Consider the following 25,936-nt stretch of genomic DNA (forward strand, 5'->3'; position numbering starts at 1 on the left):
CATGGAAATGTTGGATCTGACGCTGATCTGGGCCGGCATCATCGGTTTCGGCGTGATCATGTACGTGCTGATGGACGGCTTCGACCTGGGCGTGGGCATTCTCTTTCCCTTCGCCCCGGACGAGGACAGCCGCGATGTGCTGATGAACTCCGTGGCCCCGATCTGGGACGGTAACGAGACCTGGCTGGTGCTCGGCGGGGCTGGACTGCTGGCGGCCTTCCCGGTGGTCTACTCGGTGTTCCTGCCGGCGCTCTACATCGGGGTCTTCCTGATGCTGGCCGGGCTGATCTTCCGCGGCATCGCCTTCGAGTTCCGCTTCAAGTCGCATCGCAATCGTCGCTGGTGGAACCGTGCCTTCTTCGGCGGCTCCACCGTGGCGGCCTTCGCCCAGGGGGCCGTGGTGGGCGCCTACATCCAGGGCTTCCCGGTGGAGGACTTCGTCTACGTCGGCGGCGCCCTGGACTGGCTGACGCCCTTCACCGTGCTGACCGGCCTCGGCCTGGTGGCCGGCTATGCGCTGCTCGGCGCCACCTGGCTGATCATGAAGACCGAGGGCCACATCCAGGCCTGGGCCTACCGGCTGGCACCGCGTCTGCTGGTCGCGGTGCTGGCGGTGTTCGCCATCATCAGCCTGTGGACCCCCTTCGTGGATGACGCGGTGCGCGAGCGCTGGTTCGGTCACCTGCACCTGCTGTGGGTGTTTCCGGCGCTGGCCATGCTGTGTGCCTTCTGGCTGTGGCGCTCGGTGCAGGCGCGCCGCGAGGGCCAGCCGTTCATCGCCACCCTGGGGGTGTTCGTCTTCACCTATCTGGGGCTGGTGGTCAGCAAGTGGCCGGTGATCGTGCCGCCGAACTACACCCTGTGGGACGTGGCCTCGGCGCCGGAGTCCCAGCTGTTCCTGCTGCTCGGGGTGCTGTTCGTGATCCCGATCGTGCTGGCCTACACCGCCTGGAGCTACTGGGTGTTCCGCGGCAAGGTCCGCGTGGGCGAGGGGTACCACTGAGACGATGACGCAGGCATCGACATCGCGCGCCTGGCTCGCCGGCCTGGCGCGCGCCGAACGAAGGCGACTGGGCCTGGCCGTGGGCTGTGGCCTGGTCGCCGGCATCGCCACCGTGGCACAGCTGGTGCTGCTGGCCTGGCTGGTGACATCACTCCTGGTGGAGGGCCGTGCGCCCTCCACGCTGTTGCTGGCCTTCATCGCCCTGGCGGCGCTGATGGGGCTGCGGGCCCTGGCCCAGTGGGGCCAGGAGACCCTGGGCCTCGCCGCCAGCCTGCGGCTGCGCCGCCGGGCCCGGGGCGAGCTGCTCGATCATCTGGAACGGCTCGGGCCGGTGGGCCTCACCGGCCATCACAGCGCCAGCCTGGCCCAGCGGGCGGTGGACCAGGTCGAGGCGCTGGACGGCTACGTGGCCCGCTTCCTGCCCCAGCGCTATCTCGCCGTGCTGCTGCCGCTGGTCATCCTGGCCGTCGTGGCCTGGCTCGACTGGCTGGCGGCCGTTTTCCTGCTGCTGGCGGCGCCGCTGATCCCGCTGTTCATGGCGTTGGTGGGCATGGGCGCCGAGCGGCTCAACGAAGAGCAGTTCGATGCCGTGGCAAGGCTGTCACGCCACTTCATCGACCGGGTGCGCGGCATCACCACCCTGCAGCTGTTCGGTCGCACCGCCGCGGCCACCGAGGAGGTGCACGCCGCCGCCGACGACTACCGGCGCCGGGCCCTGCGCCCGCTGCGCCTGGCCTTCCTCTCCTCGGCGGTGCTGGAGTTCTTCGCCGCCGTGTCGATCGCCGTGGTGGCGATCTACGTGGGCTTCGGCCTGCTCGGCTACATCAGCTACGGGCCGGCCGACCAGCTGACGCTGTTCTCCGGGCTGCTGGCGCTGCTGCTGGCGCCGGAGTTCTTCCAGCCGCTGAGAAGCCTGGCCCAGCACTATCACGACCGAGCCTCGGCGCTGGGCGCCGCCGAGGGCATGGTGGCACTGCTCGACGAGACGCCGCGCCGCAGCGGCCTGGCGCCGCCCGCGCCCCATGCCGCTGGGGCGGTGGCCGAGCTGGAGGCGGTCACGGTGTCGCACCCCGAGCGCGGCCGCGTGCTGGGGCCGATGGACCTGACGCTGGCGCCGGGCGAGGTGCTGGCGATCAGCGGGCCCTCCGGCGTCGGCAAGTCGACCCTGCTGCAGCTCCTGGCGGGCTTTGTCGATCCGGACAGCGGCCATCGTCGCCTGCGCACCCGGCTCGAGGTGGCCTGGATGGATCAGCGTCCGCTGCTGATCCACGGCCGCCTGGCCGACAACCTGCGCCTCGCCGCGCCCGCCGCCGATGACGCCGCGCTGCATCGGGCGCTGGTCGCCGCCGGGCTGGGCGAGCTGGTGGCCGGGCTGCCCGACGGGCTCGACACCCGGCTCGGCGAGCGCGGGGTCGGGCTCTCCGGCGGCCAGGCCCAGCGTCTGGCGCTGGCCCGGGTGTTTCTCTCCGAGGCGCGGCTGGTGCTGCTCGACGAGCCCACCGAGAGCCTCGACGCCGAGAGCGAGGCGGTGGTGATCGAGGCGCTGATGGCGCTGGCCGCCGAGGGCCGCAGCCTGGTCATCGCCAGCCACCGGGCCGCGCCGCTGGCCTGCGCCGACCGGCACCTGACGCTGCGCGACGGCCGCCTCGAGGAGGTGATCCATGACTGAGCGACGCGCCACGATCGCGACCCTCGCGCCCTGGCTGCGCCTGCTCGGCCGGCGCCGCGGCCGCCTGCTGGCCGGCGGCGCGCTGATGGCGCTGGCGTTGGCCTCGGCGATCGGGCTGCTGGCGCTGTCCGGCTGGTTCATCACCGCGACCGGCCTGGCCGGCATCGCCCTGGCCGCCGGGGGCGCCATGACCCTGGACGTCTACGTGCCGGGCAGCGGCATCCGCGGTTTCGCGGTGACCCGCACCGTGGCGCGCTACGTCGAACGGCTCTACAACCACGACACGGTGCTGCGCCTGCTGGCCGACCTGCGCGGGCGGATGTTCGCGGTGCTGGCCGGCCTCGACGCCCAGACGCTGTCGCGGCGCCGGGCCAGCGACTGGCTGAACCGCCTGACCGCCGACATCGACACCCTGGACAGCCTGTTCCTGCGCCTGCTGGCGCCGGCGGCGGTGGCGCTGCTGGCGATCCTCGCCCTGGCCGGCTTCCTGGCGATCTGGTCGCCGGCGGCGGGGCTGGCGGTGGCGGGGCTGCTCGGCGCCGCCTGGGGCTGGCTGACGCTGGGCCAGGCGCGCCTGGGGCTCGCCGCCAGCCGGCAGCGGGTCGATGAGCTGGAGCGCCTGCGCGGTCGGCTGATCGAGCAGCTCCAGGGGCTCGCCGAGCTCGAGACCTACGGCACCCTGGCCGGCCAGCGGCGGCGCCTCGAGGCCATCGAGGATCGGCTCTACGCCGATCAGCGCCGCCTGGGGCGGTTCTCGGCGCTGGGCACGGCGGTGGCCGGGCTGGCCGTCGGGCTCGGCTGGCTCTCGGCGCTGTGGCTCGCGGCCCTCGCCTGGCAGGCCGGGGCGCTGTCCGGCCCGCTGATGGTGATGATGCCGCTGGCGGTGATGGCGATGAGCGAGGCGCTGACCGCGCTGCCCATGGCCTTCACCCAGTTCGGGGCCACCCTGGCCGCCGCCGAGCGGCTCAATGCGCTGGAGGACGCCCGTCGCGACGACGCCGACCGGGGCGCGGCGTCGCTGCGCCCCGGTGCCCTGGCGCTCGCCCTCGAGGAGGTCGCGCTGCGCTATCCCGGCGCCCTGACGCCGGTGTTCGACGGCTTCTCGCTGGCGCTGGCACCCGGGGAGCGGCTGGCCGTGCACGGGGTGTCGGGCAGCGGCAAGTCGAGCCTGGCGGCGCTGGTCACCGGCCAGCGGGTGCCGGACGCGGGCCGGGTGCGGCTTAACGAGGCGCCGGTCGGCGAGATCGCCGCCGACGTTCTGGCCGAGCGGGTCGCCTGCCTGACCCAGCACAGCGAGCTGTTCGACGACAGCCTGGCGGCCAACCTGCTGCTGGCCGCCCCCGAGGCCGATGACGCGCGGCTGTGGGCCGTGCTCGAGGCGGTGGAGCTGGCCGACTGGGCGGAATCGCTGCCGCGCGGGCTCGACACGCGGGTGGGCGAGGGCGGCCGGCGACTCTCCGGCGGCCAGGCGCGTCGGGTGGCACTGGCGAGGCTGCTGCTGCGCGATCCGGGGCTGGTCATCCTCGACGAGCCCTTCGCCGGCCTCGATCCGGCGCTGGCCGCGCGCATCGCCGAGCGCCTCGACGGCTGGCTCGCCGGGCGCAGCGTGCTCTATCTGGTGCACGAGCGGGCCGAACAGACGGCACTGCCCGGGGTCGACCGCTGGCAGGCCCTGAGCCTGCTGCCGGAGAAGGACTTTGCGCCGCCGCGCGGAATCTTTCAGGATAGGGCAAAGCATTGATACGAGGTGATTCATGCGGGATTTCCTGAAGGCCCTGCCCAAGGCCGAGCTGCATCTGCACATCGAGGGCACCCTGGAACCCGAACTGATGATGGCGCTCGCCGAGCGCAACGGCGTGACGCTGCCCTACGCCTCGGTGGAGGAGGTGCGCGCCGCCTACGATTTCGACGACCTGCAGTCCTTCCTGGACCTCTATTTCCAGGGCATGAGCGTGCTGCTCACCGCCCGGGACTTCGAGGACCTGGCCATGGACTACTTCCGGCGCGCCGCCGCCGAAGGCGTGGTGCACGTGGAGATGCACGTCGACCCCCAGGCGCATCTGTCGCGGGGCGTGGCGCTGGAGGCGGTGATGGCGGGGCTCGAGCGCGCCCGCCGTCGCGCCGAGGACGAGCTGGACCTGTCCACGGCGATGATCCTCGCCTTCCTGCGCGACCGGCCGGCCGAGGAGGCCGAGGTGCTGCTGGAGCAGGCCGCGCCCTATCTCGACCGGATCGACGCCGTGGGCCTCGACAGCGCCGAGGTCGGCCATCCGCCGGGCAAGTTCACCGAGGCGTTCCGCCGCGCCGGTGAGCTGGGCCTGGCCCGGGTCGCCCACGCCGGCGAGGAGGGGCCACCCGCCTATATCCATGAGGCGCTGGACGTGCTCGACGTCTGCCGCATCGATCACGGCGTGCGCTGCCTGGAGGACGAGGCGCTGGTCGCGCGGCTGCGCGACGAGGCCATGGTGCTGACCGTCTGCCCGCTCTCGAACCTGCGGCTCAAGGTGGTCGAGCGCATGGAGGCGCATCCGCTGCCGGCGATGCTCGAGGCCGGCCTCAACCTGACGCTCAATTCCGACGACCCCGCCTACTTCGGCGGCGGCATGCTGGAAAATTTCGAGGCCTGCCAGCGCGCCTTCGGCTGGTCCCGGGAGACCTTCGGCCGGCTCGCCGGCAACGCGATCGAGGCGGCCTTCATGAGCGAGGAGCGCCGCTCGGAACTTCGCGCCAGGCTCGCGGCCTGCGGCTGATGTCGGCGGGCATCGATGAAAAAAGGGCGGCGCTTCGGCGCCGCCCTTTTTTCATGCCGGTTCGTGCCGGTCATTCATGCCTGGCGTGTGCAGGGGGAGATCAGGTGTCTCGCTGATGCACTCGCCGGCCGTTGGCCCAGGTGGCGTACACGGTGCGGTCGTCGCCCAGCATCATCAGCGCGAACAGCGTCTCGGCGAGAGTCCGGCAGCGGGCGGTGCGTCGGGCCAGCAGCGGCGTGGCCTGTGGGTCGAGGACCACGAGGTCGGCTTCATGGCCCTCGCGCAGGCGGCCGATGCGGTCGTCCAGGTGCAGGGCCCGGGCGTTGCTTAGCGTCAGCCGGTAGAAGCCCTGCCAGGCGGTGAGCGGCTGGCCGCGCAGCTGGCCGACCTGATAGGCGGCCTTGAGGGTGGCGAGCCCCGAGAGATCGGTGCCGGCGCCCACGTCGCTGGCGAGCGTGGTGGCGAGCCCCGCCTCGCGGCAGGCCAGGCGGTCGAACAGCCCGCTGCCGAGGAACAGGTTGGAGGTCGGGCAGAAGGCGACGTTGGCGCCGGCCCCGGCCAGCCGGCGGCGCATCGGCTGGTCGAGGTGGATGCCGTGGGCGAAGGTGCTGCGCGGCCCCACCAGGCCGTAGCGCTCGTAGACCCCCAGATAGTCTTCGCATTCGGGAAACAGCTCGCCGACCCAGGCGATCTCGCCCTCGTTCTCCGAGAGGTGGGTCTGCAGGTGAAGATCCGGGGCGTTGCGCAGCACCGCGCCGGTGGCCTCGAGCTGCTCGCGGCTGGAGGTGGGCGCGAAGCGCGGGGTCAGGCTGTAGCCGAGGCGGTCCCGGCCGTGCCAGTCGCCGATCAGCCGCTCGCTGTCGGCCAGCCCCCCGAGGGGATCGTCGACCAGCGCCTCGGGGGCGTGGCGATCCATCAGCACCTTGCCGGCCAGCATGCGCAGGCCGCGGGCCCGGGCGGCGGTGAAGAAGGCGTCCACCGAGCCGGGGTGCGAGGTGCAGAACACCTGGGCGGTGGTGGTGCCGGCGCGCAGGGTCTCGCCGAGGAAGGCCTCGGCCACTGCCTCGGCGTGGGCGCGCTCGGCGAAGCGACACTCCTCCGGGAAGGTGTAGTCGTTGAGCCAGTCGAGCAGCTGGCGGCCGTAGGAGGCCATGATGTCGAGCTGGGCGTAGTGCACGTGGCTGTCGATGAAGCCCGGCATCATCAGCTTGTCGCCATAGTCCACGGTCTCGATGTCCGCCGGCAGGTGCGGGGCCAGCTCGGCGTGGTCGGCCACGGCGTGGATGCGGCCGTCGACCAGCCAGACGGCGCCGTCTTCCAGATGGCGCACGCTGCCCGCGGCCGGGGCGTCGTCCTCGCCCGGGTCGGCGTCGAAGCTCAGCAGCGGGCCGCGCAGCAGGCGCATGTGGGGTTGGGGGTCGGTCATCAATCTCTCCGCTGAACGCCGCTTGGCCGGCGCATGGAAAAGTCGGATTCTGTTGGGTCTTGGCGAATGTTCAGGCGATGAGCTTACCCGGCGACAAGCCTTAGCGAGGCGCTGTGAACCCTTCCCTGGGCGCTACTTTTGCCATCCATGGCAAAAACCCTCGCTGCGCCTTATCCCCGGTGCTCATCGGTGTGGCTCTAAGTTCTTGATGGAAACGCCTGGCGCAGCGCCTCCGGGGCGACGCCGCGGCGGTCGTCGCGCTCGCTGTCGGGCTTGAGCGTCAAGAGCTCGGCGGCCACCGCCAGGGCGATCTCGCAGGGCCGCTTGCCGTGGGCGCCGGGCACGCCGATCGGGCAGCGCACCGTTGCCAGTGCGGCCTCGTCGTGGCCGGCGTCGCGCAGCCGGCTCTTGAAGCTCGCCCACTTGCTGTCGGAGCCGATCAGGCCGATCGAGGCGCAGTCGCCGCGCCGCAGCAGGGCGTCGACCAGGGCGCGATCCTCGGCGTGATCGTGGGTCATCACCAGGGCGTGGCAGCCGGCCGGCAGCGACGCCACCGCGGCCTCCGCGCCCTCGGCACCGGCCGCCAGGCGGACATGCTGCAGCCGGTCGCGGTCGGCGACGTCATCCGGGAAGGCGTGGTCGCGGCTGTCGAACCAGCGGATGCGCCAGGGCAGCGGGGCCAGCGCCTGGATCAGCGCCCGGCCGACGTGGCCGGCACCGAACAGCGCGATCTCCATCTCGGCGCCGGCGAACGGTTCGATCAGCACGTGCACGTAGCCGCCGCAGCACTGACCGGAGCGCCCGCCCAACGGGAAGGCCTCTAGCCGGGTGTCGCGGCGTCCGCTGGCCAGCGCCTCGCGGGCGGCCTCGATCACCTGCTGCTCGAAGTGGCCGCCGCCCAGGGTGTCGTGGACATCGTCGGCGGTGACCACCATCTTGGCGCCGGGCTCCCGCGGGGTGGAGCCGGCCACGCCCACCACGCTGGCCAGGGCGTGGGGGCGCGCCTCGCGCTGCAGGCGGGCGAGCGCCGTGTACCAGGGCTCAGGCGGGTGCATGGTCAGACCTCTCGTCATGGGCGGCGCCACGCTCGGCATCGGCGCTGGTGCGGGTCCTACTGAGGGACTCGGCGGCCATCAGTACACGCTCCGGGGTGGCGGGCGTGTCCAGCGCCGGGCTGACGCGATAGTCGGCGAGACTCGAGAGGGCATCGCGCAGCGCCGACCACACCGAGATGCCGAGCATGAAGGGCGGCTCGCCCACGGCCTTGGAGCGATAGATGCTGGCCTGGGAGTTGGGATGGCCCTGCATCAGCGCGACGTTGAAGGTCTCGGGCAGGTCGCCGAAGGCCGGAATCTTGTAGGTGGCCGGGCCGTCGGAGACCAGCCGGCCGGCCTCGTTCCAGACCAGCTCCTCGCTGGTCAGCCAGCCCATGCCCTGGATGAAGCCGCCCTCGATCTGGCCGATGTCGATGGCCGGGTTCAGCGAATCGCCCACGTCGTGAAGGATATCGGCGCGGCTGACGCGGTACTCGCCGGACAGGGTGTCGACCTCGACCTCGGCCACGGCGGCCCCAAAGGCATAGTAGTAGAAGGGCCGGCCGCGGCCGGTGGCGCGGTCGTAGTGGATCAGGGGCGTGGCATAGAAGCCCTTCTCGGACAGCGAGACGCGGCCGATATAGGCGGCCTGGACCAGCTCGCCCCAGGGGATGCGCGTCTCGGCCTCGCCGAGCCCGGCCACCAGCTGGCCGTCCTCCAGGCGCATGGTCTCGCGGTCGAGCCCGCCCGCCTCCCGGTCGAAGTGGCCGGCGGCGAAGTCGAACAGCCGCTCGCGCAGCTTGCTCGCCGCGTCGCGGGCCGCCTGGCCGTTGAGGTCGGCGCCGCTGGAAGCGGCGGTGGGCGAGGTATTGGGCACCTTGTCGGTGCGGGTGGCGCTGATGCGCACGCGTTCCAGGTCGAGGCCCAGCTCCCGGGCCACCACCTGGCACACCTTGGTGTGCAGGCCCTGGCCCATCTCGGTGCCGCCGTGATTGATCAGCACGCTGCCGTCAGTATAGACGTGCAGCAGCGCGCCGGCCTGGTTGAGGTGCTGGGCGGTGAAGGAGATGCCGAACTTCACCGGCGTCAGCGCCAGGCCGCGCTTGATGATCGGGCTTGCCGCGTTGAAGGCGGTGATCTCTCGGCGCCGCGCCCAGTAGTCGCTGCTCCGCTCGAGCTGGTCGATCAGGTCGTGCAGCAGGGTGAGCTGCTCGACGCGCTGGCCGTAGTGGGTGATATCGCGGGTGACGTCCAGCGGCGCGCCGTCTTCGCCCTTGGCCCGATACAGGTTGCGCTTGCGCACGGTCAGCGGGTCCTCGCCGAGATGGCGGGCGATGTCGTCCATGGCGCGCTCGATGATCATCATGCCCTGGGGGCCGCCGAAGCCGCGGAAGGCGGTGTTGGAGGCCTTGTGGGTGCGGGCGCGCTGGCCGGTCACCCGGGCCTCGCCCAGCGAGTAGGCGTTGTCCGCGTGGAACATGGCGCGGTCGACGATCGCCTCGGACAGGTCCGGCGAGTAGCCGCAGTCGCCGATCACAGTGATATCGCCGCCGGCCAGCACGCCGCGCTCGTCGAAGCCGAGGCGATAGCGGTTATGGAAGGGGTGGCGCTTGCCGGTGGCGCACAGGTCCTCGGCCCGGGGCAGGCGCAGCTTGGCCGGGCGGTTCGTGCGCCGGGCGATCAGCGCGGCGATGCAGGCCCAGGGCGAGGCCTGGGTCTCCTTGCCGCCGAAGCCGCCGCCCATGCGTCGCATCTCCATGGTCACCGCGTGGAAGGGCACGCCGAGCACCTCGGCGACCAGCTTCTGGCTCTCGCTGGGGTGCTGGTTGGAGGTGTAGACCATCACGCCCTCGTCCTCGGAGGGCACCACCAGGCAGGCCTGGCCCTCGAGGTAGAAGTGCTCCTGGCCGCCGACGAACTGCTCGCCCTCCAGCACATGGGGCGCCTCGTTCAGGGCGTGCTGCCAGTCGCCACGCTGGTGCACGTGGGTGGGGCGCACGAACTCCTCGCGCTCGGCGGCGGCCACCGGGTCCAGCGACGCCGGCTGCTCGTCGATCTCGACGATCGCCTCCCTGACCGCCAGCCGTGCCGCGCGGTGGCTCTCCGCCGCCACCGCGAACAGGCTCTGGCCGAGGTAGCTGATCTCCTCACTGGCGAAGATCGGGTCGCCCGGGAACACCGGGCCGATGTCGGTATGGCCGGGCACGTCGGCCAGGGTGATCACGTCCACCACGCCCGGCGCGTCGCGCACCCCGTCCAGGTCGAGCCGGGTCAGGCGGCCGTGGGCCACCGGCGAGAAGCCCACCGCCACGTGCAGGGCGTTGGCCGGGGTGGCGATGTCGTCGATATAGGGTGCGCGGCCGGTCACGTGCTTGACGGCGCTCTCGTGGGCGCGGGCGCTGCCGGCGCCGCCCCGGGCCGCGACGGTCTCCCGGGCCAGCGGCGCGTCGCCCTGGTTCCGCCGTGAGGTGTCTTGGGGAATGTCAGTGAGCGTACGCATCGAGAGTCACCTTGGTCGCGGAATCGTTGTTGTCGTTGGCGCCGTTGTCGTCGATGGGGCCATGTTCGGCGGCGATCATCAGCCGCAGCCGCTCGAGCAGGTTGCCGGCGGCCAGGCGGCGGTACTCGGCGCTGCCGCGCACGTCGGACATCGGCGCGAGCTCCTCGCCGAGCGCCGCCCGGGCGGCGGCGAAGGCCTCGGCGTCCGGAGCCCGGCCCTCCAGCGCGGCCTCGGCGGCGGGGGCGCGGCGGGGCACGGCCGCCATGCCGCCGAAGGCCAGGTGGACGTCGCGCATCACGCCGTCTTCCAGGCGCCAGGCGAAGGCGGCGAGCACCGCGGAGATGTCGTCCTCACGTCGTTTCGACAGCTTCCAGACTTTGAGATTCTGCGCCGCACTCGGGCGCGGCAGGAAGACGGCGGCGATGAACTCGTCGTCGGCCAGCGCCGTCTGGCGGTAGTCGAGGAAGAAATCGGACAGCGGCAGCTCGCGCGGGCCGCCGGGGCCGTCGAGACGCAGTATGGCATCGAGGGCCAGCAGCACCGGCGGGGTGTCGCCGATCGGCGAGGCGTTGGCGATGTTGCCGCCGAGCGTGGCGCGGTGGCGGATCTGCGAGGAGGCGAAGCGGTGCATCAGGTGCACGAAGGCCGGATAGGGCTCGGCGAGCAGCGGCGTCAGCCGGGCCAGGGTGACCGATGCGCCGACCCACCAGCCGGCCTCGGTCTCCTCGATGGCGTTGAGCTCGGCGACACGGCGCACGTCGATCAGGTCGTCCAGCGCCTTGAGCTGCTGGGTGGCCTCGAGCCACAGGTCGGTGCCGCCGGCCACCAGCCGGGCGTCGGGGCGCTCGGCTTTCAGCGCGCGCAGGGCCTCGAGGTCCCGGGGCGTGACGTAGTGGCTGACGTCGTGGCCCGCCGCGGCCGGCTCGCCGTCGCGGGGCTGGCGCAGGCAGGCGACGTGGCCGGCGAGGCCCGCGTCCTCGGCCCAGGCGGGGTCGGCCGCCGGATAGTCACCCATGGCGAGGGCGGCGTCGCGGATCGGTCGGTAGCCGGTGCAGCGGCACAGGTTGCCGCCCAGGGCCTCCTCGAGGCGCGCCTGGTTCAGCGGGGCAGGTCGGCGCCGCTGATCCTCGTAGAGGGTGAACAGCGACATCACGATCCCCGGGGTGCAGAAGCCGCACTGGCTGCCGTGGCAGTCGACCATCGCCGCCTGGGCGGGGTGCAGCCGCTCGCCGCTGGCCAGTCCCTCGACGGTGACCAGGTGGCAGCCGTCGAGCTGGTGGGCCGGGGTCAGGCAGGCGTTGGCGTTGTGATAGACCAGCTCGCCGTCCTCACCGGGTTCGCCGATCGCCACGGTGCAGGCGCCGCAGTCGCCGGAGGCGCAGCCTTCCTTGGTGCCGGTCTGGCCGAGGCCTTCGCGCAGCAGCTCGAGGGTGCTGGTGTCGGCGCTGACGTCGCGACAGCGCTGACGCCTGCCGTTGAGGTAGAAGTCGATCATGGGTGTCGGCTCCGATTGTGGTTGTAGTGGCCGGGAATCAGGAGATGATCTAATTCTTGACCGTGTGGTCAGCTTTGGCAAGTGTCTGGCGCCTCTCGGTGCCGTTTTCTCCCCCGATCGGGCGTCGGCGGTGATGCCGAATTGCCTTGATGCCGGGCCCTGAGGCACTCTTTGCCCCCAGGATCGGTACCGACAGCGAGGGCCCATGGCCAAGGCAGACAACGGCAGTGAACAGGAAGGCGGCGCCATCCGTCGGCGCAACGAGCAGGCGATCCTGGCGGCGGCGGAGCGGGTCTTCGCCCGGCACGGCTATCGCGGGGCCAGCGTGCAGGAGATCGCCGAGCAGGCGGGGCTGCCCAAGTCCAATGTCCTCTACTACATGGGCAGCAAGCGCAGGCTCTACGTGCGCCTGCTGGAGCAGGTGATGGAGCGCTGGAACGCCATGCTCGACGACATCTCGGCCGACGACGACCCGGCCGAGGTGCTGTCGGCCTTCATCCGCTCGAAGATGTGGATGTCGCGCCGGTATCCCGAGGGCTCACGGCTGTTCGCCAGCGAGATCATCGGCGGCGCGCCCTTCCTGCAGGAGTTCCTGAGCGGCGAGCTGCGCGACTGGGTGCACAGCCGCGCGGCGGTGTTTCGCCAGTGGGCCGAGCGGGGCCTGATGGACCCGGTCGACCCGGTGTGGCTGATCTTTCTGATCTGGTCCTCGACCCAGCACTACGCCGACTTCGAGGCCCAGGTGCGGGGCATCACCGGCCATGAGGCACTCTCCGACGAGGATATCGAGCGCATCACCGAGTTCCTGACCCGGGTGGTGATCAAGGGCTGCGGGGTGAAGCACCCCGCCGACCGCGCGCCGGCCGACGAGGCGTCGCTTACTGAGCGGTGACCAGCAGCAGCACCGACAGCGCCGCCGACACCCACATCGCCGGTCGGATGTCCTCGAGGCGTCCGGTGGCCACCTTGATCAGCACGAAGCTCATGAAGCCGAAGGCGATGCCGAGGGTGATCGAGTAGGTCAGCGGCATCAGGATGATGGCCAGGAAGGCGGGAAAGGCCTGGTCGAAGCGCTGCCAGTCGATCTTCGCCACCGGCGCCATCATGAACAGGCCGACCAGCACCAGCGCCGGGGCGGTGGCGATGCCGGGCACCAGCGACAGCAGCGGCGAGAGGAACAGGAAGGGCAGGAACAGCAGCGCGATGACCACCGCCACCAGGCCGGTGCGGCCGCCCTGGGCGACGCCGGCGCCCGACTCGATGAAGGTCTGGGCGGCGCTGGTGCCGAGCGGCGCGGCGATCATCGAGGCGAAGGCATCCACCGTCATCGAGCGCTTGAGGTGGCGCGGGTTGCCGTCCTCGTCCTTGAGGTCCGCCGATTCCGACAGCGCCATGAAGCACGACAGGGCGTCGAAGAAGTTGGTGAACAGCATCACGAAGATGAACGGCAGATAGGCCACCTTCAGCGCGCCGAGGATGTCGACCTGCATCACGGTGCCGAAGTCTGGCCAGGCGGCCAGGCCGTTCCAGGCCACCATCACCTCGTCGCCCCACAGCCGGCCCATGGGCGCGGCCATCAGCGTGGTCAGGGCGATGCCCATGATCAGCGCGCCGTTGAAGCGCAGGATCACGAACACCGCGGTGGCCATCAGTCCGAGGAAGAAGGTGGCGAGAGAGGCGTCCATGGTGCCGAGCGATACCAGGGTGGCGTCACTGCCGACGATGAAGCCGGCGTTCTGCAGCCCGATGAAGGTGATGAACAGCCCGATGCCGCAGGTGATGGCGTAGCGCAGCGAGGCGGGGATGGCCTCGATGATGGCGCGGCGCACGTTGAACACCGCGAGCAGGGCGAACAGCACCCCCGACCAGAACACGCAGCCCAGCGCGACTTCCCAGCTGAGGCCGGCGCCCAGCACCAGGGTGTAGGTGAACAGCGCGTTCATGCCCATGCCCGGGGCGACCAGGATGGGGTTGCGGGCGTAGAGGCCCATCGCCAGGCTGCTCATGAAGCTGATCAGCACGGTGGCGGACAACGCCGCGGAGAAGGGGATGCCGGCGTCCGAGAGCACGGCGGGATTGACCACGATGATGTACATCCCGGCCAGGAAGGTGGCGATGCCGGCCAGCAGCTCGGTCTTTAGCGTCGAGCCGCGGCGGGTGACGCCGAACCACCGATCGAGGAGAGGCAGGCTGGGCTGCCGCGAGGGTGCGTCCGCGTTGAGCGCCCCGTCGGCGCGGGGAGAGGTCTGTTGCATGCCGATACCCTGTTGTTGTTGTGGGTGATGTGAGGCAATTTTCTGACCTTTTGGTCAAGATCAGCGAAGATCAAGGCTAGCCGCTGGCCCGCCGGCGTGCAAGCGAGGCGGGTATCGGACTCGGCGGTCGATGTCGCCGAGTGGGATCCGTCGACGAAAACTGGCTCTTGACCTGTCCACGACGCCCCAGGCTCGACAAAATGGCACCTGGAACCCCCTTTCTCTCCAGGCATACGACACGAGATCCGCATGACCACAGGCGTGAATGACGCGACTCCGACCGGCCTGCCCATCGAGGCGAGGCTGGCCGACATCCAGGGCTCGCTGGCCGGGCACACCCGTGCCCTGCTGGTGGCCGAGCCCGGCGCCGGCAAGACCACCCGCGTGCCGCTCGCGCTGCTCGAGGCCGACTGGTGCCGCGGACAGCGCCTCTTGCTGCTCGAGCCGCGCCGCGTGGCCGCCCGGCTGGCGGCGGGTCACATGGCCGATTCCCTGGGCGAGAGCGTCGGCCAGACGGTGGGCTACCGGATGCGCGGCGAGTCTCGCGTCGGGCCCGAGACGCGCCTCGAGGTGGTCACCCAGGGCGTGCTGACGCGCATGCTTCAGGAGGACCCGCTGCTCGAGGGCGTGGCCGGGGTGATCTTCGACGAGTTCCACGAGCGCAGCCTCGAGGCCGACCTCGGCCTGGCGCTGACCCTCGACGCCCAGTCGGTGCGCGACGACCTGCGCCTGCTGGTGATGTCGGCGACCCTGGACGTGGCCTCGCTGACCGCGGTGCTCGGCGAGGACACGCCGGTGATCGAGAGCGAGGGGCGCCAGTTTCCGGTCGCCACCCATCACCGTCCTCCGAAGCGTCGTGACGAGGCCTCGCGCCATCAGGCGGCGGTGGTGGCCGAGGCGCTGGCGGCCGATGACGGCGACGCCCTGGTGATCCTGCCGGGCGTCGGCGAGATCCGCCGCCTGGCGCGGGCGCTGGCCGATCGGCTGCCCGATGCCGCGATCCACGAGCTTCACGGCCGGCTGCCGCTGGACGCCCAACGACGGGCGCTGGCGCCCGATCCCGAGGGCCGTCGCCGGGTGGTGCTGGCCACCGCCATCGCCGAGTCGAGCGTCACGGTGCCCGGCGTGCGGCTGGTGATCGACGCCGGCCAGGAACGGCTGCCGGTGTTCCAGCCGCGCACCGGCCTGACGCGGCTCGAGACCCGGCGGGTAAACCGGGCCAGCGCCGACCAGCGCCGGGGCCGCGCCGGTCGCCAGGGCCCCGGCGTCTGCTATCGGCTGTGGGCCGAGGAGCAGCCGCTGGTGCCGGACCGCGAGCCGGAGATGCGACAGGCCGACCTGGCGCCGCTGGCGTTCGAGCTGGCGCGCTGGGGCATCACCGACCCCCAGTCGCTGACCTGGATCACGCCGCCGCCTGCGGGGGCGCTCGCTGCCGGGCGCGAGCTGCTGCGCGGCCTCGGCGTGCTGGACGACGCCCATCGGCTGACGGCGCTGGGCCGCGCCTCGACGCGCTGGCCGACCCACCCGCGGCTGGCGGTGATGCTTCAGCGCGCGTCCGAGCTCGACGCGGCGGCCCTGGCCTGCGGCCTGGCGGCGCTGCTCGAGGGGCGCGGTGCCGACGACGAGCGCGACCTGGCCGCGGCACTGGAGAAGCGCTTCGCCAGCCCCGGCGAGGATCGCGCCTGGCAGCGCGATGCGAAACGCCTGGCGAGCCTGATGGGCTGCCGGCTGTCGTCGCCCCGGATGGAGGCGCTCGGCGAGCTGCTGGCGCTGGCCTGGCCCGAGCGCATCGCCCAGCGGCTCTCGCCGGGCCGCTTCCGGCTGGCCGGCGGCGGGCAGGCCACGCTGCCCGAGTCCCACCCGCTGGCCCACGCCGAGCTGCTGGTGGCGGTGGCCCTGGACGGCGAGGGCGGCGGCGGGCGGATCTTCCGCGCCGCGGCCCTGGACGAGGCGCGGCTGACGGCGCTGCATCCCGAGGCCGGCCAGTGGCGCGATCATCTCGAATGGTCCGACGAGCGCGGGCGGCTGGTCGGCGAGCGGCGCCGCGGGCTCGGCGCCGTGGTGCTCGAGCGCCGGCCGCTGACGACGCTGCCGCCGGAGACCGCCCGGCAGGCGCTGCTCGAGGCGGTGCGCCGGCGCGGGCTGCCGTTCGACGAGGCCACCGAGCAGCTGCGGGCTCGGGTCCTGCTGCTGCGCCGCACCCTGGGCGACGACTGGCCGGACTGGTCCGACGAGGCCCTGCTCGACGACCTGGACGCCTGGCTCGGGCCCTACCTGGCCGGGCTGACTCGCCTTGACGAGGTCGAGGCGCTGCCGTTCGCGCGCATCCTGCGCGACGGCCTGGCCGGCGGCCAGTCGTCCCGGCTCGACGCCCTGGTGCCGACCCACCTGACGGTGCCCAGCGGCTCGCGGGTGGCGCTGGACTATCGCGGCGAGACGCCGGTGCTGGCGGTGAAACTGCAGGAGGTGTTCGGCTGGGAGGCCGCGCCGCGGCTGGTCGACGGCCGGGTGGCGCCGCTTTTGCACCTGCTGTCGCCGGCGCGGCGCCCGCTGCAGGTCACCGCGGACCTGGCGAGCTTCTGGGCCAACGGCTACCCCGAGGTGCGCAAGGACATGCGTGGTCGCTATCCCAAGCATCCCTGGCCGGAGGATCCCTGGTCGGCCCAAGCCACGGCGCGCACCAAGCGACGCAACGCCTGACCCCATTCACGATGGATACGAGATTCCGATGACGACATCGAACGACTGCCCCTGCGGCAGCGGCCTGACGCTCGCCGCCTGCTGCGGCCGCTATCATCTCGGCGAGCCGGCACCGACCCCGGAGGCACTGATGCGCTCGCGCTACAGCGCCTTCGCCCTGGGCCTGAGCGACTATCTGCTGCAGAGCTGGGCGCCCGAGACGCGGCCGGCGTCGCTGCCGGACGATGACCCGACCCAGTGGGTGCGCCTCGAGATCCTCGATCACGACGAGGCGGGCGATACCGGCACGGTGCACTTTCGCGCCACCTTCCGCGAGGGTCGTCGCTGGGGCGCATTGGACGAGCGCTCGCGCTTTCGCCGCGAGGCGGGCCGCTGGGTCTACGTGGACGGCGAGCCCTCGGTGGCGCGGCTCAAGCCGGGGCGCAACGATCCCTGCCCGTGCGGGAGCGGGAAGAAGGGCAAGGCCTGCTGCGTGCGCGGCTGAGTCTCGCGTTGCCGAGCCCTTCTGCGGAAAGCAAGAGGCCCCGCCGGTATCGCCCGGCGGGGCCTCTTGCATGGTGACGCGACTGACTGACTTACAGCGTCATGGCGGCGAGCCAGCCGAAGCCGATCAGCGGGATGTTGTAGTGCAGGAAGGTCGGCACCACGCTGTCCCAGATGTGGTCATGCTGGCCGTCGGCGTTGAGGCCGGCGGTCGGGCCGAGGGTGGAGTCCGAGGCGGGCGAGCCGGCGTCGCCTAGGGCGGCGGCGGTACCGACCAGGGCGATGGTGGCCATCGGCGAGAAGCCGAAGCCGATCGCCAGCGGCACATAGATCGAGGCGATGATCGGGATGGTCGAGAACGACGAGCCGATGCCCATGGTGATGAACAGGCCCACCAGCAGCATGACCAGCGCGGCCAGGCCCTTGTTGTCGCCGATCAGTTCGGTGGAGCTCGTCACCAGGGTCTCCACCTGGCCGCTTTCCTGCATCACGCTGGCGAAGCCGGCCGCCGCGATCATGATGAAGCCGACCAGCGCCATCATGCGCATGCCTTCGGTGAAGATGTCGTCCTGTTCGTGCCAGTGGAACACCCCGCTGACGGAGAGCACGGCGAAGCCGAACAGGCCGCCGAGCACCATGGAGCCGCTGACCAGCTGCACCACCACGGTGCCGACCAGCGACAGGCCGAGCACGGCGATCTGCCAGGGCTTGAGGTGGCCGGCGGCCTCTGCCGGGGTCTCGTCGCCGTGGGCCAGGTCGCGATCCTCGTAGCTGCGCTTGCCGCGATAGCTGAACAGGATCGCGACCACGAGGCCGATCGCCATGCCGCCGATCGGCACGATCATCGCCGTGGGCACCATGGCGGCGCTGACGTCGAGGCCGTTGTCGTTGAGGTTGGTCAGCAGGATGTCGTGCAGGAAGATCGAGCCGAAGCCTACCGGCAGCAGCATGTAGGGCGCGGTGATGCCGAAGGTGATCACGCAGGCCACGGCGCGGCGGTCGAGCTCGAGGTGATTCATCAGCTTGAGCAGCGGCGGCACCAGCACCGGGATGAAGGCGATATGCACCGGGATCAGGTTCTGGGAGCTGACCGAGAAGGCCAGCAGCACGCCGAGCAGCACGTAGACGATGGTGCGGCGGCGGGGAATGCCTTGGTCCAGGTGGAGCCCGGCGATGGCCTTCTGCGACAGCAGCTGGGTGATGCCCGAGCGTGACAGGGCCACGGCGAAGGCGCCGAGCACGGCGTAGGAGATGGCCACGGTGGCGCCGTTGCCCAGGCCGTCGTTGAAGGCGTCCATGATCTCGCCGATCGGCATGCCGGCGTAGAGACCGCCGACCAGGGTGGCGGCGATGAGCGCGAAGACCACGGACACTCGCATCAGGCTGAGAATGACCATGACCAGGATGGCAAGCACGATGGCGTTCATGAGGGTTCCTTGCGGGGGAGGTCGGGGATGGGCGAAAAAAGCAGCCGTCCATTGTAGTCATCTCGACTCGCGATGCCAGGCATGCCGCGCAGAACGGGGCATCGATGCTCGTCCGGGAGCCAGCAAGCGGCGCTATCAATAGCGAGCATGAAAGTAGTTGGCAATACAATCGCGATACATCTTTTAGCTTGCTAAAAGGATTGCTATCATCTTTCCCTTTTGCGTCGCCGGCCGTCTCGGCCGGCCTCATCGACGGGAAGGGGTCAATGTCTCCAGATCAGAGTTTCGCGCGCTGGGTTCGAGTCGCGCTGGCGGCCTTCTGCGTGCTGTTCGTCTATTTCGTGGTTGCCGATACCTACATGCCGATGACGCCGCAGGCGCGGGTGCTGCGGCCCGTGGTGCGGGTGGCGCCGGAGGTATCGGCCCGGGTCGAGACGGTGGCCGTGTCCAACAACCAGCGGGTCGAGCGCGGCGACGTGCTGTTCTCGCTCGATCGCGCGCCGTTCGAGCTGGCGCTGCATCAGGCGCGGCTGGACCGGGAGGCGGTGGAACGCGACAACACCCTGCTCGAGGCCGATCTCGCCGAGGCCCGGGCCGATCTCGATGCGGCCCGGGCCTCGGCCGAGGAGCTGGCCGGCGAGCGTCGTCGGGCCGAGACGATGCTCAGTCGCCACAGCATCTCCCAGCAGCAGGTCGACAGCATCGTGGCCGAGGAGCGCCAGGCGCGCTCCTTGGTGGCGGCGGCTCAGGCCCGTATTCGTCAGCTTGAGGTGCAGCTCGGCGATCGTGGCGACAACAACCTGCAGCTGCGCCAGGCGGACAACGCCATCGACCAGGCCGAACTCGACCTGACGCACACCCTGGTGCGCGCCGACCGCGATGGTGTGGTGACCAACCTTCAGTTGCGCGAGGGCGACTACGTGACCCGCGGCCAGCCGGCCCTGGCGGTGGTGGGCGACGGGCTCGACCTGGTGGCCGATCTGCGCGAGAAGAGCCTGCGCCACGTGCGCGAGGGCGAGGCGGCCCGAGTGGTGTTCGACGCGCTGCCGGGACGGGTGTTCGAGGCGCGCGTGGCCTCGCGGGATGCCGGCGTCCAGGACGGCCAGCTGGCCGCGGACGGGACCCTGGCGGACATCCCGACCACCGATCGCTGGGTGCGCGACGCCCAGCGCGTGCGCCTGCATCTCGAACTGGAACATCCGCCCGAGCCGCTGCCCGTCAGCGGCGCGCGGGCCACCGTGCAGCTGCTGCCCGAGGCCAATCCGCTGTCGGCGCTGTTCGGGGGCTTGCAGATTCGCCTGATGTCCTGGCTGCACTATGTCTACTGATCGTCCCGGCGGGGACGAAGCACGACCGGATGCCGCGAGCGAGGCGGCGCCGGGGGCCGGCGAGCGGGCCTCGCCGGCGGGTTCGCAGGCCGGGCTGGTGCATGGCCTGAGGCGACTGCTGCTGCGCTCGGCGGGGCTGGTGCTGCCGCACCGCGGCCATGCCCCGGAGGAGCAGGAAGTCGGCGAGTCGCGCTTCTCGGTCAACGACATGCGCCAGTGCCTGCGCATCGCCTTCGCCGGCATGATCGGTTTCGCCATCAGCCACCTGATGGACTGGAACTACGGCGTCTTCTATACCGTCTATCCGATGTTCCTGCTGGGCCTGGTGCCGGTCTTCAAACCCCATGTGGTGCGCCAGTTCCTGGGCAACGCCTGCATCAACGTGGTCGAGGTGTCGCTGGTGGTCGGGTTCACTCAGCACATGCCGGTAGTGATGACCGGGCTGGCGTTCCTGCTGTTCTATTCGCGCTTCCGGCTGATGGCGAGGGGGCCGCTGTTCCTGTTCGGCGCCAACGGCGTGCTGACCCTCAGCATATTGCTGCACTTCGCCAGCTATCCGAGTCGGAACCTGTTCGACCTGCTGACCAACAACGTGGTGGCCAGCATGCTGGCGGTGTGCATCGCGGCGCTGATGTACCTGCTGTTTCCCGACGCCGAAGGGCGCAAGCCGCCGCCGGCGGTCGACAAGCCGGCCTCGCTGGTGCGCCACCAGACACTGATCGGCGCCATCACCGCCACGCTGTCGTTCGCGGTCTTCCAGACCCTGGACCTGAAGGACTCGCTGTCGGCGCAGATGGCCACCATCCTGATCCTTTTCGCGCTGGGCTATCCCAATGCCAGGGTCTCGGCGGTCAAGCGGGCGATCGGCGCGCTGCTGGGCTGCAACCTGGCGATCCTGATACAGCTGCTGCTGTTCACCCAGAGCGATCATCTGCTGCTGGTGATGCTCAGCTACTGGATTGGCCTGATGCTGTTCGCGCGCATCCATCTGCTCGAGGGCGGCGGCTCGGGGGTCGGCTTCGGGGCCCTGACGACGCTCGGGATTCTCTTTGGCCAGTATCTGGGGCCGAACCAGGATGTCTTCTACGCCGCGCTCTACCGCTTCAGTTCGATGAGCGTGGCCATGGTCATCACCCTGGTAGTGATGGCGGTGCTGCACCGCCTGCTGAACGCCTCGCCGATGACGCGGGACACGGTGTCCTGAGGCGGACGCCGCCGGCGGTCACACGGGGGGGGGAGGAGGGTGGCGCCGCAGAGAGGCCGATGCTGGAGAGGCGAGGGTCGATGCGGCTATCATCGGCCGTTTACTCTCCTTTACCCGATTGTCAGAGGCCATTATGACCGATGCCCGACTGTACAGCCCCGCCGCGGCCCGCAACCGCCAGCCGATTCTCGAGGTGCTGGCCGAGGCGCTGCCCGGCCCGGCGCGCGTGCTCGAGCTGGCCTCCGGCAGCGGCGAGCATGCCTGCCACTTCGCCGCGGCGCGGCCGGACTGGGACTGGCAGCCGAGCGACCCGACGCCGGAGGCCCGCGCCTCCATCGCCGCCTGGCGCGAGGCCGTGGCGCTGCCCAACCTGAGGGCGCCGCTGGCGCTGGACGCCACCGCCGACTGGCCCGAGGGCCGCTTCGAGGCGATCGTCGCCATCAACCTGATCCATATCTCGCCCTGGGCGGTGACCGAGGCGCTGATGGCACGGGCGGGGGAGCGGCTCGAGGCCGGCGGCATGCTGCTGCTCTACGGCCCCTACCTGCGGGCGGATCACCCGACGGCCTCCAGCAACCTGGCGTTCGACGCCGACCTGCGGGAGCGGGATCCGCGCTGGGGCATTCGCGATCTGGCGGACGTGAGCGCCGAGGCCGAGCGTCACGCGCTCGGCCTCGAGCGGCTGGTGGAGATGCCGGCCAACAACCTGTGCCTGGTCTTTCGCAAGCACGGAGCCTGATCGAAGGCCCGAGGCGTCACTCGGGCAGCTCGCCCGGCTCGCGATACTGCACGCCCTCGGCGCGCTTCTGCTGATCGGTCTTGGTCTCGTCCTGGGTGGGCACGCCCCAGACCGTCTCACGATGGCCGTCGGGCCAGGTGTAGGTGGTGCAGCCGCCGAGAGCGGCCATCAGGGCGAGGCAGAGCAGGGCGGTCGGCGCGAGTCGTGGCATGTCGGGCTCCTTCTGGGGAGCGCCCAGCCTATCAGACATGCTCGGGATCGTGGGTCCACACCGGGACGCCGCTTTCCTCGCCGGGCACGCGGACGCAGAACTCGCCCGGGCCCAGACGCTCCACCTCATGACCGTCGCGGGTCCTGAAGGTCGGCAGCCCCCGGCTGATGGCGCCGCCGTGCTGAAGGCCCTCGAGGTGCGGCCGGTCGTGAAACTCGTCGATGACGTATTCGTTGCCGTGCTCGTCGAAGCCGATGTGGGTCTGTTCGTGGTGGCGCACGTCGTGCCCTCGCTGGATGGACTCGTCTGCAGTATTGCCGCCGGGTAGCCGAAAGGCGAATGGCGGCATGCGGCCGCCGTGGTAATCTTGGGCTCGAGTCATACGTTTGAAACAGGAGTCTGTCATGCCCACTTCCCTGACCCCCGAAGTGCTCGATCACTGGACCGCCGTGGCGGCCGCCAAGAACGAAGCCGAAAAGGCCATCGCCCACTACATGGGCTGAGGCGGCATCGGCCAGGAGAGATCATCCAGGCCGAAGGGTGCCATCGAGCATGCTAACCGGGAGCCCCTCAGGGCTCCCGGTTAGCGTTTGGGCATTCGATTATTTCGTCGTTCCTGCCGGTCTCGGCGGCTTCTCGCGGTTGCTTCACCGGGCTGACGACACATGGCGGTCGGGGCTACGGTCGACGAGCATTCGCGCCATTCTCTTGTGCGTATTCGGCTACTTGCCGGAATTCTTGCGCTTCCGGTACTGGCTATAGGCCTGCTTCGCCGCCTGCCGGGCCTTTTCACGGTTCTCGGGCTTGCGAAACCAGTTCGCAATCGCGGCCCCAATGGCTTTCTTCATGGCATGCGCTCCTAGGGTGGGTGGCCTGTGGGACAGTTATGGATGCGTCAGTGGGTGAGATCAAGTCCTGTCACGGCCGCCCAAGGCTGCTGCGGTGAGCCATCCTAGTGTGTGCCCAGCCTCTAGCGGTGTCCCTCGGCGCAAGCGCTGTTCTATCTGCCCCGTCGTACTGGCAAACCAAGGGCGTCGGGCGGCGAGCAGCGCAGTTGGAAAAGGTGGGGCTGTCGAAAAGATTCAGACAAAGAAAAACGGCCACCGCTCTGATGAGCTAAGTGGCCGTTTTCAGATGTTTGATGGTCGGAGCGACTGGATTCGAACCAGCGACCTTTGCAACCCCATTTTTGCGTCAAGTATCCTTTAAGTTATTGTTGATGTTGGGAAAACAGGGCTTTTAAAGGGGCGGCCAAAATGGCCATCGCAGCCAATACGAATCAACAGGTTACGCGCTGGGTTTTGACAGCAGTTCGGCCATGCTCAGGGAGGTGCCCTTGGCCTGCTGCCAGCGGATGTCGTGGCCGTCTAAGTAGACCTGCGTCATGTCCGGGTCGGCGTGTCCCATCAGCACCTGGATGTCGGCCACGTCGGCGCCGGCGAGTTCCTGTAGACGCGAGCCCAGGGCGCGGATCTCGTGAAACGTCGGCCGGGCATTCTCCGGCAGGCGCTTGATGCTCGGCACCTTCATCCGCAGCCGGGCGAACTCCTTGCTCAGCTGGTCGCCGCTGAGCTGTGTCCAGTGATCCTTGCTGGCGCTCTTGCGCATCCGCTCGGGGTGGCGGTGCACGATGTAGGGTGACATCGGTGGCAGGGCTCGAGCGCGTTTGATGAGGTCCTCGACGGGTGGCGTTATCTCGATCGCCACATAAGCTGTCTTGCTTCGCTCCTTGGTCTTCTGGCGGATGTAGTGCAGGCGGTCGCCTCGCACGTCGTCGAAGCGAGCGTTGACGGCTTCGGCGCGCCCGAACAGGCACAAGAGGCCGAGCTCCATCGCGATCTGCATCCAGTCGGGAGCGTGAGCGTAGATGGCCTGGAACTGCTCCACCGTGAGGCGCCGCCGGACCTTCTCGTACTGGTTGCTCGAGCGGGTGGGCTCCACGGGGTTCGTCTGCAGCCAGCCTTTTGTCTGCGCGAATTGGCATACCTGCTTGAGCACGGCCCGATACTGCACATAGGCGCTGCCCTGGTGGTTCTCGTCGAGATACTGAGCGCACCAGCGAGTGTCGAGCGTGGCGAGCGGCATGTCGCCGGCGTCCTCGATCAGCCGGTTGCCACGGCCTTTCTTGGCGCGCTTCGTCCACTTCGAGAGTTTCTTGTCCGGCTCGACCCATTCGGCGAGCCAGGCCTTCACCGCGGTGGCCAGGGTGTCGCCTTCCTCTCCCATCACGCGTGCCACGTAGTCCACGCCCTGGTGGAGCCGGGCATTCAGGATTCTCGCGGCGTCTTGTGCCTGAGCGCGGTCTCGGCCCAGCCCATGCCAAGTGCCGGTATCCGGGCGGCGATACGTGTAGTAGCCGTCTCGCTCATAGAGGTTGGGCTCCAGCCCCTTGTTCTTGCGCTTCCTTGGCCGTGGCGCCATCTCAAGCCTCCAGCACGCTATCCGCCAGCGGGTTGCCGGTCTGGCGCCGCTCTGCATCTAGGTCGATGAACCAGGTGCCGCCCATCTTCTTGGCGGGCACGTGTCCCTCGCGGCACCAGCGGCGCACGGTGGTCATGGATGGCGGATTGCCGGCGAAGCGAGCCTGCCGCCACTGATCGAGATCCATCAGTTTTCCCATCATCTTAGTCTCCCGTTCTCCGTTGGCCGCCGGGGCCTTGACCGCGGCTTCCTCGCCATTGCTGTTCCTGCTGGCCCACGGCTGCTTCCTGACGCTGTTTCACCAGCTCTTTCACCTCAGGCATGGCCTCGAGGGTGTGCAGCCGCTGCAGGGCCGTCTGCTGGCGCTGGAGCAGGCGGCCGGCGATCTCGGCCAGCTGCCACATGTCAGCCGGCGCCTCGCCGTCGCGGCGCACCTTGCCGAGGCCATAGCAGCCGCCGCATGGCTGCCGCTGGTTGCCCTTGATCTGGTCGGTACCGCTGCCGAGGCAGATGGTGCAGTCGTCGGCCGCGATCGGCCTCCACTGCCGATGCCAGTCCTCCAGCGTGGTGACGCTCTTCAAGTCCTTGTCCAGGTCGTGGTAACAGGCCAGCGTCTGGCCCTCGAGCACGCCGCCGCCCGGCTGCTCTCCGACCAAGGCGAAGCGGCCGCCCTGGGTCTTGTGGGTGTGAGTGGGCTGAGTCATGCGCTCTTTTTCTTCTCCTGACGGCTGGAGATCCCGCGCCGCTTCCGGGCGGCGTCGATGCGGCCGATGGTCATGCGTGGCCACGACTGCCACAGCTCGTCGCCCAGGGCGGTGCGCAGCGCCTTGATCTCGATGCCGATGTCGCGGGCCAGGGCGGTGCGAGGCAGTCGCCGCTCGCGGTACCAGAGGGCGATCCGCGCGAGGGGCTTGCCGTGCTGGCGCTCGAAGCGGGCGATGCACGCCTGACTGCTGCCATTGGGGTGCGTCAGGCCGCGCTCGGCGGCGCGGGTTTTCACGGCGTAGATGGTGTGCCCGGTGCGCAGGGCGATAACGTCCAGCGGCACGCCGTCGGGATAGTCCCGATCCAGGATGGCGAGCTGGCGCGTGGTCCATTCCTTCCAGGTGCGCATTGCGACCTCCTCGTATTGCCAAGCCAGTGGTCAGCCACTCAACGCAGAAGTGCGTTCAGTGCCTCACCGCTGCCCTGAAAAAGCCCGGCCCGTAGGCCGGGAAACGCAGGGAACTGATGGGGTGCTGGCGCCCGAGCGATGGGGAAACTCGTCGCCAGCTGCCGGCGTTTTGCTCGC

General features: G+C 70.1%; 23 protein-coding genes. 10 read left to right on the forward strand and 13 right to left on the reverse strand.

Annotation, left to right across the window (positions count from 1 at the left end):
• The first annotated feature begins 1 nt into the window (after position 1).
• Genes cydB through UYS_RS0206720 form a run of 4 tightly spaced genes read left to right on the forward strand, consistent with a single transcriptional unit; the run spans position 2 to position 5,422 of the window.
• Complete coding sequence (gene cydB / locus UYS_RS0206705) at positions 2 to 1,003, forward strand: cytochrome d ubiquinol oxidase subunit II (protein WP_016854735.1); 1,002 nt, start codon at positions 2 to 4, stop codon at positions 1,001 to 1,003.
• 4 nt (positions 1,004 to 1,007) lie between these two features.
• Positions 1,008 to 2,672, forward strand: coding sequence for a thiol reductant ABC exporter subunit CydD (gene cydD / locus UYS_RS0206710; RefSeq protein WP_016854736.1), 1,665 nt, complete (start codon positions 1,008 to 1,010; stop codon positions 2,670 to 2,672).
• The gene (gene cydC, locus UYS_RS0206715) at positions 2,665 to 4,413 is read left to right on the forward strand and encodes a thiol reductant ABC exporter subunit CydC (protein WP_016854737.1); all 1,749 of its coding nucleotides are present in this window, start codon (positions 2,665 to 2,667) and stop codon (positions 4,411 to 4,413) included. Before cydD ends, cydC begins: the two co-directional genes overlap by 8 nt.
• Positions 4,414 to 4,426: 13 nt before the next feature.
• Positions 4,427 to 5,422 (forward strand): adenosine deaminase, encoded by a 996-nt coding sequence (locus UYS_RS0206720; protein WP_016854738.1) that lies wholly within the window; start codon positions 4,427 to 4,429, stop codon positions 5,420 to 5,422.
• Positions 5,423 to 5,522: 100 nt separating this feature from the next.
• Here UYS_RS0206720 and guaD read toward each other — a convergent pair whose 3' ends face one another.
• The 4 genes from guaD to xdhA form a co-directional block, all read right to left on the reverse strand.
• The gene (gene guaD / locus UYS_RS0206725; RefSeq protein ID WP_016854739.1) at positions 5,523 to 6,848 is read right to left on the reverse strand and encodes a guanine deaminase; all 1,326 of its coding nucleotides are present in this window, start codon (positions 6,846 to 6,848) and stop codon (positions 5,523 to 5,525) included.
• Positions 6,849 to 7,045: 197 nt separating this feature from the next.
• On the reverse strand, positions 7,046 to 7,903 hold the full coding sequence (gene xdhC / locus UYS_RS0206730; RefSeq protein WP_016854740.1) for a xanthine dehydrogenase accessory protein XdhC: 858 nt from the start codon (positions 7,901 to 7,903) through the stop codon (positions 7,046 to 7,048).
• Complete coding sequence (gene xdhB / locus UYS_RS0206735) at positions 7,890 to 10,382, reverse strand: xanthine dehydrogenase molybdopterin binding subunit (protein ID WP_016854741.1); 2,493 nt, start codon at positions 10,380 to 10,382, stop codon at positions 7,890 to 7,892. Before xdhB ends, xdhC begins: the two co-directional genes overlap by 14 nt.
• The gene (gene xdhA / locus UYS_RS0206740) at positions 10,366 to 11,877 is read right to left on the reverse strand and encodes a xanthine dehydrogenase small subunit (protein WP_016854742.1); all 1,512 of its coding nucleotides are present in this window, start codon (positions 11,875 to 11,877) and stop codon (positions 10,366 to 10,368) included. The genes xdhB and xdhA overlap by 17 nt, the downstream gene beginning before the upstream one ends.
• 205 nt (positions 11,878 to 12,082) lie before the next feature.
• On the opposite strand from xdhA, the gene UYS_RS0206745 reads away from it, so the two are divergent.
• The gene (locus UYS_RS0206745) at positions 12,083 to 12,769 is read left to right on the forward strand and encodes a TetR/AcrR family transcriptional regulator (protein WP_016854743.1); all 687 of its coding nucleotides are present in this window, start codon (positions 12,083 to 12,085) and stop codon (positions 12,767 to 12,769) included.
• On the opposite strand, the gene UYS_RS0206750 is transcribed toward UYS_RS0206745, so the two are convergent.
• Positions 12,756 to 14,132, reverse strand: coding sequence for an NCS2 family permease (locus UYS_RS0206750; protein WP_016854744.1), 1,377 nt, complete (start codon positions 14,130 to 14,132; stop codon positions 12,756 to 12,758). The two genes, UYS_RS0206745 and UYS_RS0206750, sit on opposite strands and share 14 nt — an antisense overlap.
• Before the next feature lie 249 nt (positions 14,133 to 14,381).
• On the opposite strand from UYS_RS0206750, the gene hrpB reads away from it, so the two are divergent.
• Positions 14,382 to 16,832 (forward strand): ATP-dependent helicase HrpB, encoded by a 2,451-nt coding sequence (gene hrpB / locus UYS_RS0206755; RefSeq protein WP_016854745.1) that lies wholly within the window; start codon positions 14,382 to 14,384, stop codon positions 16,830 to 16,832.
• A gap of 28 nt (positions 16,833 to 16,860) precedes the next feature.
• Positions 16,861 to 17,316, forward strand: coding sequence for a YchJ family protein (locus UYS_RS0206760; RefSeq protein WP_016854746.1), 456 nt, complete (start codon positions 16,861 to 16,863; stop codon positions 17,314 to 17,316).
• 91 nt (positions 17,317 to 17,407) lie between these two features.
• Here UYS_RS0206760 and UYS_RS0206765 read toward each other — a convergent pair whose 3' ends face one another.
• Positions 17,408 to 18,742, reverse strand: a complete 1,335-nt coding sequence (locus tag UYS_RS0206765) for a Na+/H+ antiporter family protein (RefSeq protein WP_016854747.1) — start codon at positions 18,740 to 18,742, stop codon at positions 17,408 to 17,410.
• 266 nt (positions 18,743 to 19,008) lie between these two features.
• Here UYS_RS0206765 and UYS_RS0206770 point away from each other — a divergent pair, with 266 nt between their 5' ends.
• The 3 genes from UYS_RS0206770 to UYS_RS0206780 all read left to right on the forward strand — a co-directional run bounded on the left by UYS_RS0206770 (position 19,009) and on the right by UYS_RS0206780 (position 22,013).
• Complete coding sequence (locus tag UYS_RS0206770; RefSeq protein ID WP_016854748.1) at positions 19,009 to 20,070, forward strand: HlyD family secretion protein; 1,062 nt, start codon at positions 19,009 to 19,011, stop codon at positions 20,068 to 20,070.
• Between the two features lie 208 nt (positions 20,071 to 20,278).
• Positions 20,279 to 21,274, forward strand: a complete 996-nt coding sequence (locus UYS_RS17035) for a DUF2955 domain-containing protein (protein ID WP_237738432.1) — start codon at positions 20,279 to 20,281, stop codon at positions 21,272 to 21,274.
• A 133-nt stretch (positions 21,275 to 21,407) separates the two neighbouring features.
• Entirely contained in the window at positions 21,408 to 22,013 is a 606-nt protein-coding gene (locus UYS_RS0206780; RefSeq protein ID WP_016854750.1) for a DUF938 domain-containing protein, read from the forward strand.
• Between the two features lie 16 nt (positions 22,014 to 22,029).
• Here the strand turns inward: UYS_RS0206780 and UYS_RS0206785 are convergent, their stop codons facing one another.
• The 7 genes from UYS_RS0206785 to UYS_RS0206820 form a co-directional block, all read right to left on the reverse strand.
• Positions 22,030 to 22,224 (reverse strand): hypothetical protein, encoded by a 195-nt coding sequence (locus tag UYS_RS0206785; RefSeq protein ID WP_016854751.1) that lies wholly within the window; start codon positions 22,222 to 22,224, stop codon positions 22,030 to 22,032.
• 31 nt (positions 22,225 to 22,255) lie between these two features.
• Positions 22,256 to 22,504, reverse strand: a complete 249-nt coding sequence (locus UYS_RS0206790; protein ID WP_016854752.1) for a hypothetical protein — start codon at positions 22,502 to 22,504, stop codon at positions 22,256 to 22,258.
• Between the two features lie 442 nt (positions 22,505 to 22,946).
• A complete protein-coding gene (locus UYS_RS18970; RefSeq protein ID WP_016854754.1) occupies positions 22,947 to 23,072 on the reverse strand; it encodes a hypothetical protein in 126 nt (41 codons plus the stop codon).
• Between the two features lie 439 nt (positions 23,073 to 23,511).
• Positions 23,512 to 24,645 carry a phage integrase Arm DNA-binding domain-containing protein gene (locus UYS_RS0206805; RefSeq protein WP_016854755.1) on the reverse strand — a complete coding sequence of 378 codons (1,134 nt, stop codon included), beginning with the start codon at positions 24,643 to 24,645 and terminating at the stop codon, positions 23,512 to 23,514.
• A 1-nt stretch (position 24,646) separates the two neighbouring features.
• On the reverse strand, positions 24,647 to 24,847 hold the full coding sequence (locus UYS_RS0206810) for an excisionase (RefSeq protein ID WP_016854756.1): 201 nt from the start codon (positions 24,845 to 24,847) through the stop codon (positions 24,647 to 24,649).
• A gap of 1 nt (position 24,848) precedes the next feature.
• On the reverse strand, positions 24,849 to 25,349 hold the full coding sequence (locus UYS_RS0206815) for a hypothetical protein (protein ID WP_016854757.1): 501 nt from the start codon (positions 25,347 to 25,349) through the stop codon (positions 24,849 to 24,851).
• Complete coding sequence (locus UYS_RS0206820) at positions 25,346 to 25,759, reverse strand: hypothetical protein (RefSeq protein WP_016854758.1); 414 nt, start codon at positions 25,757 to 25,759, stop codon at positions 25,346 to 25,348. Before UYS_RS0206820 ends, UYS_RS0206815 begins: the two co-directional genes overlap by 4 nt.
• Positions 25,760 to 25,936: the final 177 nt, after the last annotated feature.

It is taken from the genome of Halomonas smyrnensis AAD6 (assembly GCF_000265245.1).
Taxonomy (GTDB): Bacteria; Pseudomonadota; Gammaproteobacteria; order Pseudomonadales; family Halomonadaceae; genus Halomonas; species Halomonas smyrnensis.

Coding starts and splice junctions, on each gene's coding strand:
- cydB (WP_016854735.1), top strand. CDS start 2: ATGGAAATGTTGGATCTGACGCTGATCTGGGCCGGCATCATCGGTTTC.
- cydD (WP_016854736.1), top strand. CDS start 1,008: ATGACGCAGGCATCGACATCGCGCGCCTGGCTCGCCGGCCTGGCGCGC.
- cydC (WP_016854737.1), top strand. CDS start 2,665: ATGACTGAGCGACGCGCCACGATCGCGACCCTCGCGCCCTGGCTGCGC.
- UYS_RS0206720 (WP_016854738.1), top strand. CDS start 4,427: ATGCGGGATTTCCTGAAGGCCCTGCCCAAGGCCGAGCTGCATCTGCAC.
- guaD (WP_016854739.1), bottom strand. CDS start 6,848: ATGACCGACCCCCAACCCCACATGCGCCTGCTGCGCGGCCCGCTGCTG.
- xdhC (WP_016854740.1), bottom strand. CDS start 7,903: ATGCACCCGCCTGAGCCCTGGTACACGGCGCTCGCCCGCCTGCAGCGC.
- xdhB (WP_016854741.1), bottom strand. CDS start 10,382: ATGCGTACGCTCACTGACATTCCCCAAGACACCTCACGGCGGAACCAG.
- xdhA (WP_016854742.1), bottom strand. CDS start 11,877: ATGATCGACTTCTACCTCAACGGCAGGCGTCAGCGCTGTCGCGACGTC.
- UYS_RS0206745 (WP_016854743.1), top strand. CDS start 12,083: ATGGCCAAGGCAGACAACGGCAGTGAACAGGAAGGCGGCGCCATCCGT.
- UYS_RS0206750 (WP_016854744.1), bottom strand. CDS start 14,132: ATGCAACAGACCTCTCCCCGCGCCGACGGGGCGCTCAACGCGGACGCA.
- hrpB (WP_016854745.1), top strand. CDS start 14,382: ATGACCACAGGCGTGAATGACGCGACTCCGACCGGCCTGCCCATCGAG.
- UYS_RS0206760 (WP_016854746.1), top strand. CDS start 16,861: ATGACGACATCGAACGACTGCCCCTGCGGCAGCGGCCTGACGCTCGCC.
- UYS_RS0206765 (WP_016854747.1), bottom strand. CDS start 18,742: ATGAACGCCATCGTGCTTGCCATCCTGGTCATGGTCATTCTCAGCCTG.
- UYS_RS0206770 (WP_016854748.1), top strand. CDS start 19,009: ATGTCTCCAGATCAGAGTTTCGCGCGCTGGGTTCGAGTCGCGCTGGCG.
- UYS_RS17035 (WP_237738432.1), top strand. CDS start 20,279: ATGCGCCAGTGCCTGCGCATCGCCTTCGCCGGCATGATCGGTTTCGCC.
- UYS_RS0206780 (WP_016854750.1), top strand. CDS start 21,408: ATGACCGATGCCCGACTGTACAGCCCCGCCGCGGCCCGCAACCGCCAG.
- UYS_RS0206785 (WP_016854751.1), bottom strand. CDS start 22,224: ATGCCACGACTCGCGCCGACCGCCCTGCTCTGCCTCGCCCTGATGGCC.
- UYS_RS18970 (WP_016854754.1), bottom strand. CDS start 23,072: ATGAAGAAAGCCATTGGGGCCGCGATTGCGAACTGGTTTCGCAAGCCC.
- UYS_RS0206805 (WP_016854755.1), bottom strand. CDS start 24,645: ATGGCGCCACGGCCAAGGAAGCGCAAGAACAAGGGGCTGGAGCCCAAC.
- UYS_RS0206810 (WP_016854756.1), bottom strand. CDS start 24,847: ATGATGGGAAAACTGATGGATCTCGATCAGTGGCGGCAGGCTCGCTTC.
- UYS_RS0206815 (WP_016854757.1), bottom strand. CDS start 25,349: ATGACTCAGCCCACTCACACCCACAAGACCCAGGGCGGCCGCTTCGCC.
- UYS_RS0206820 (WP_016854758.1), bottom strand. CDS start 25,759: ATGCGCACCTGGAAGGAATGGACCACGCGCCAGCTCGCCATCCTGGAT.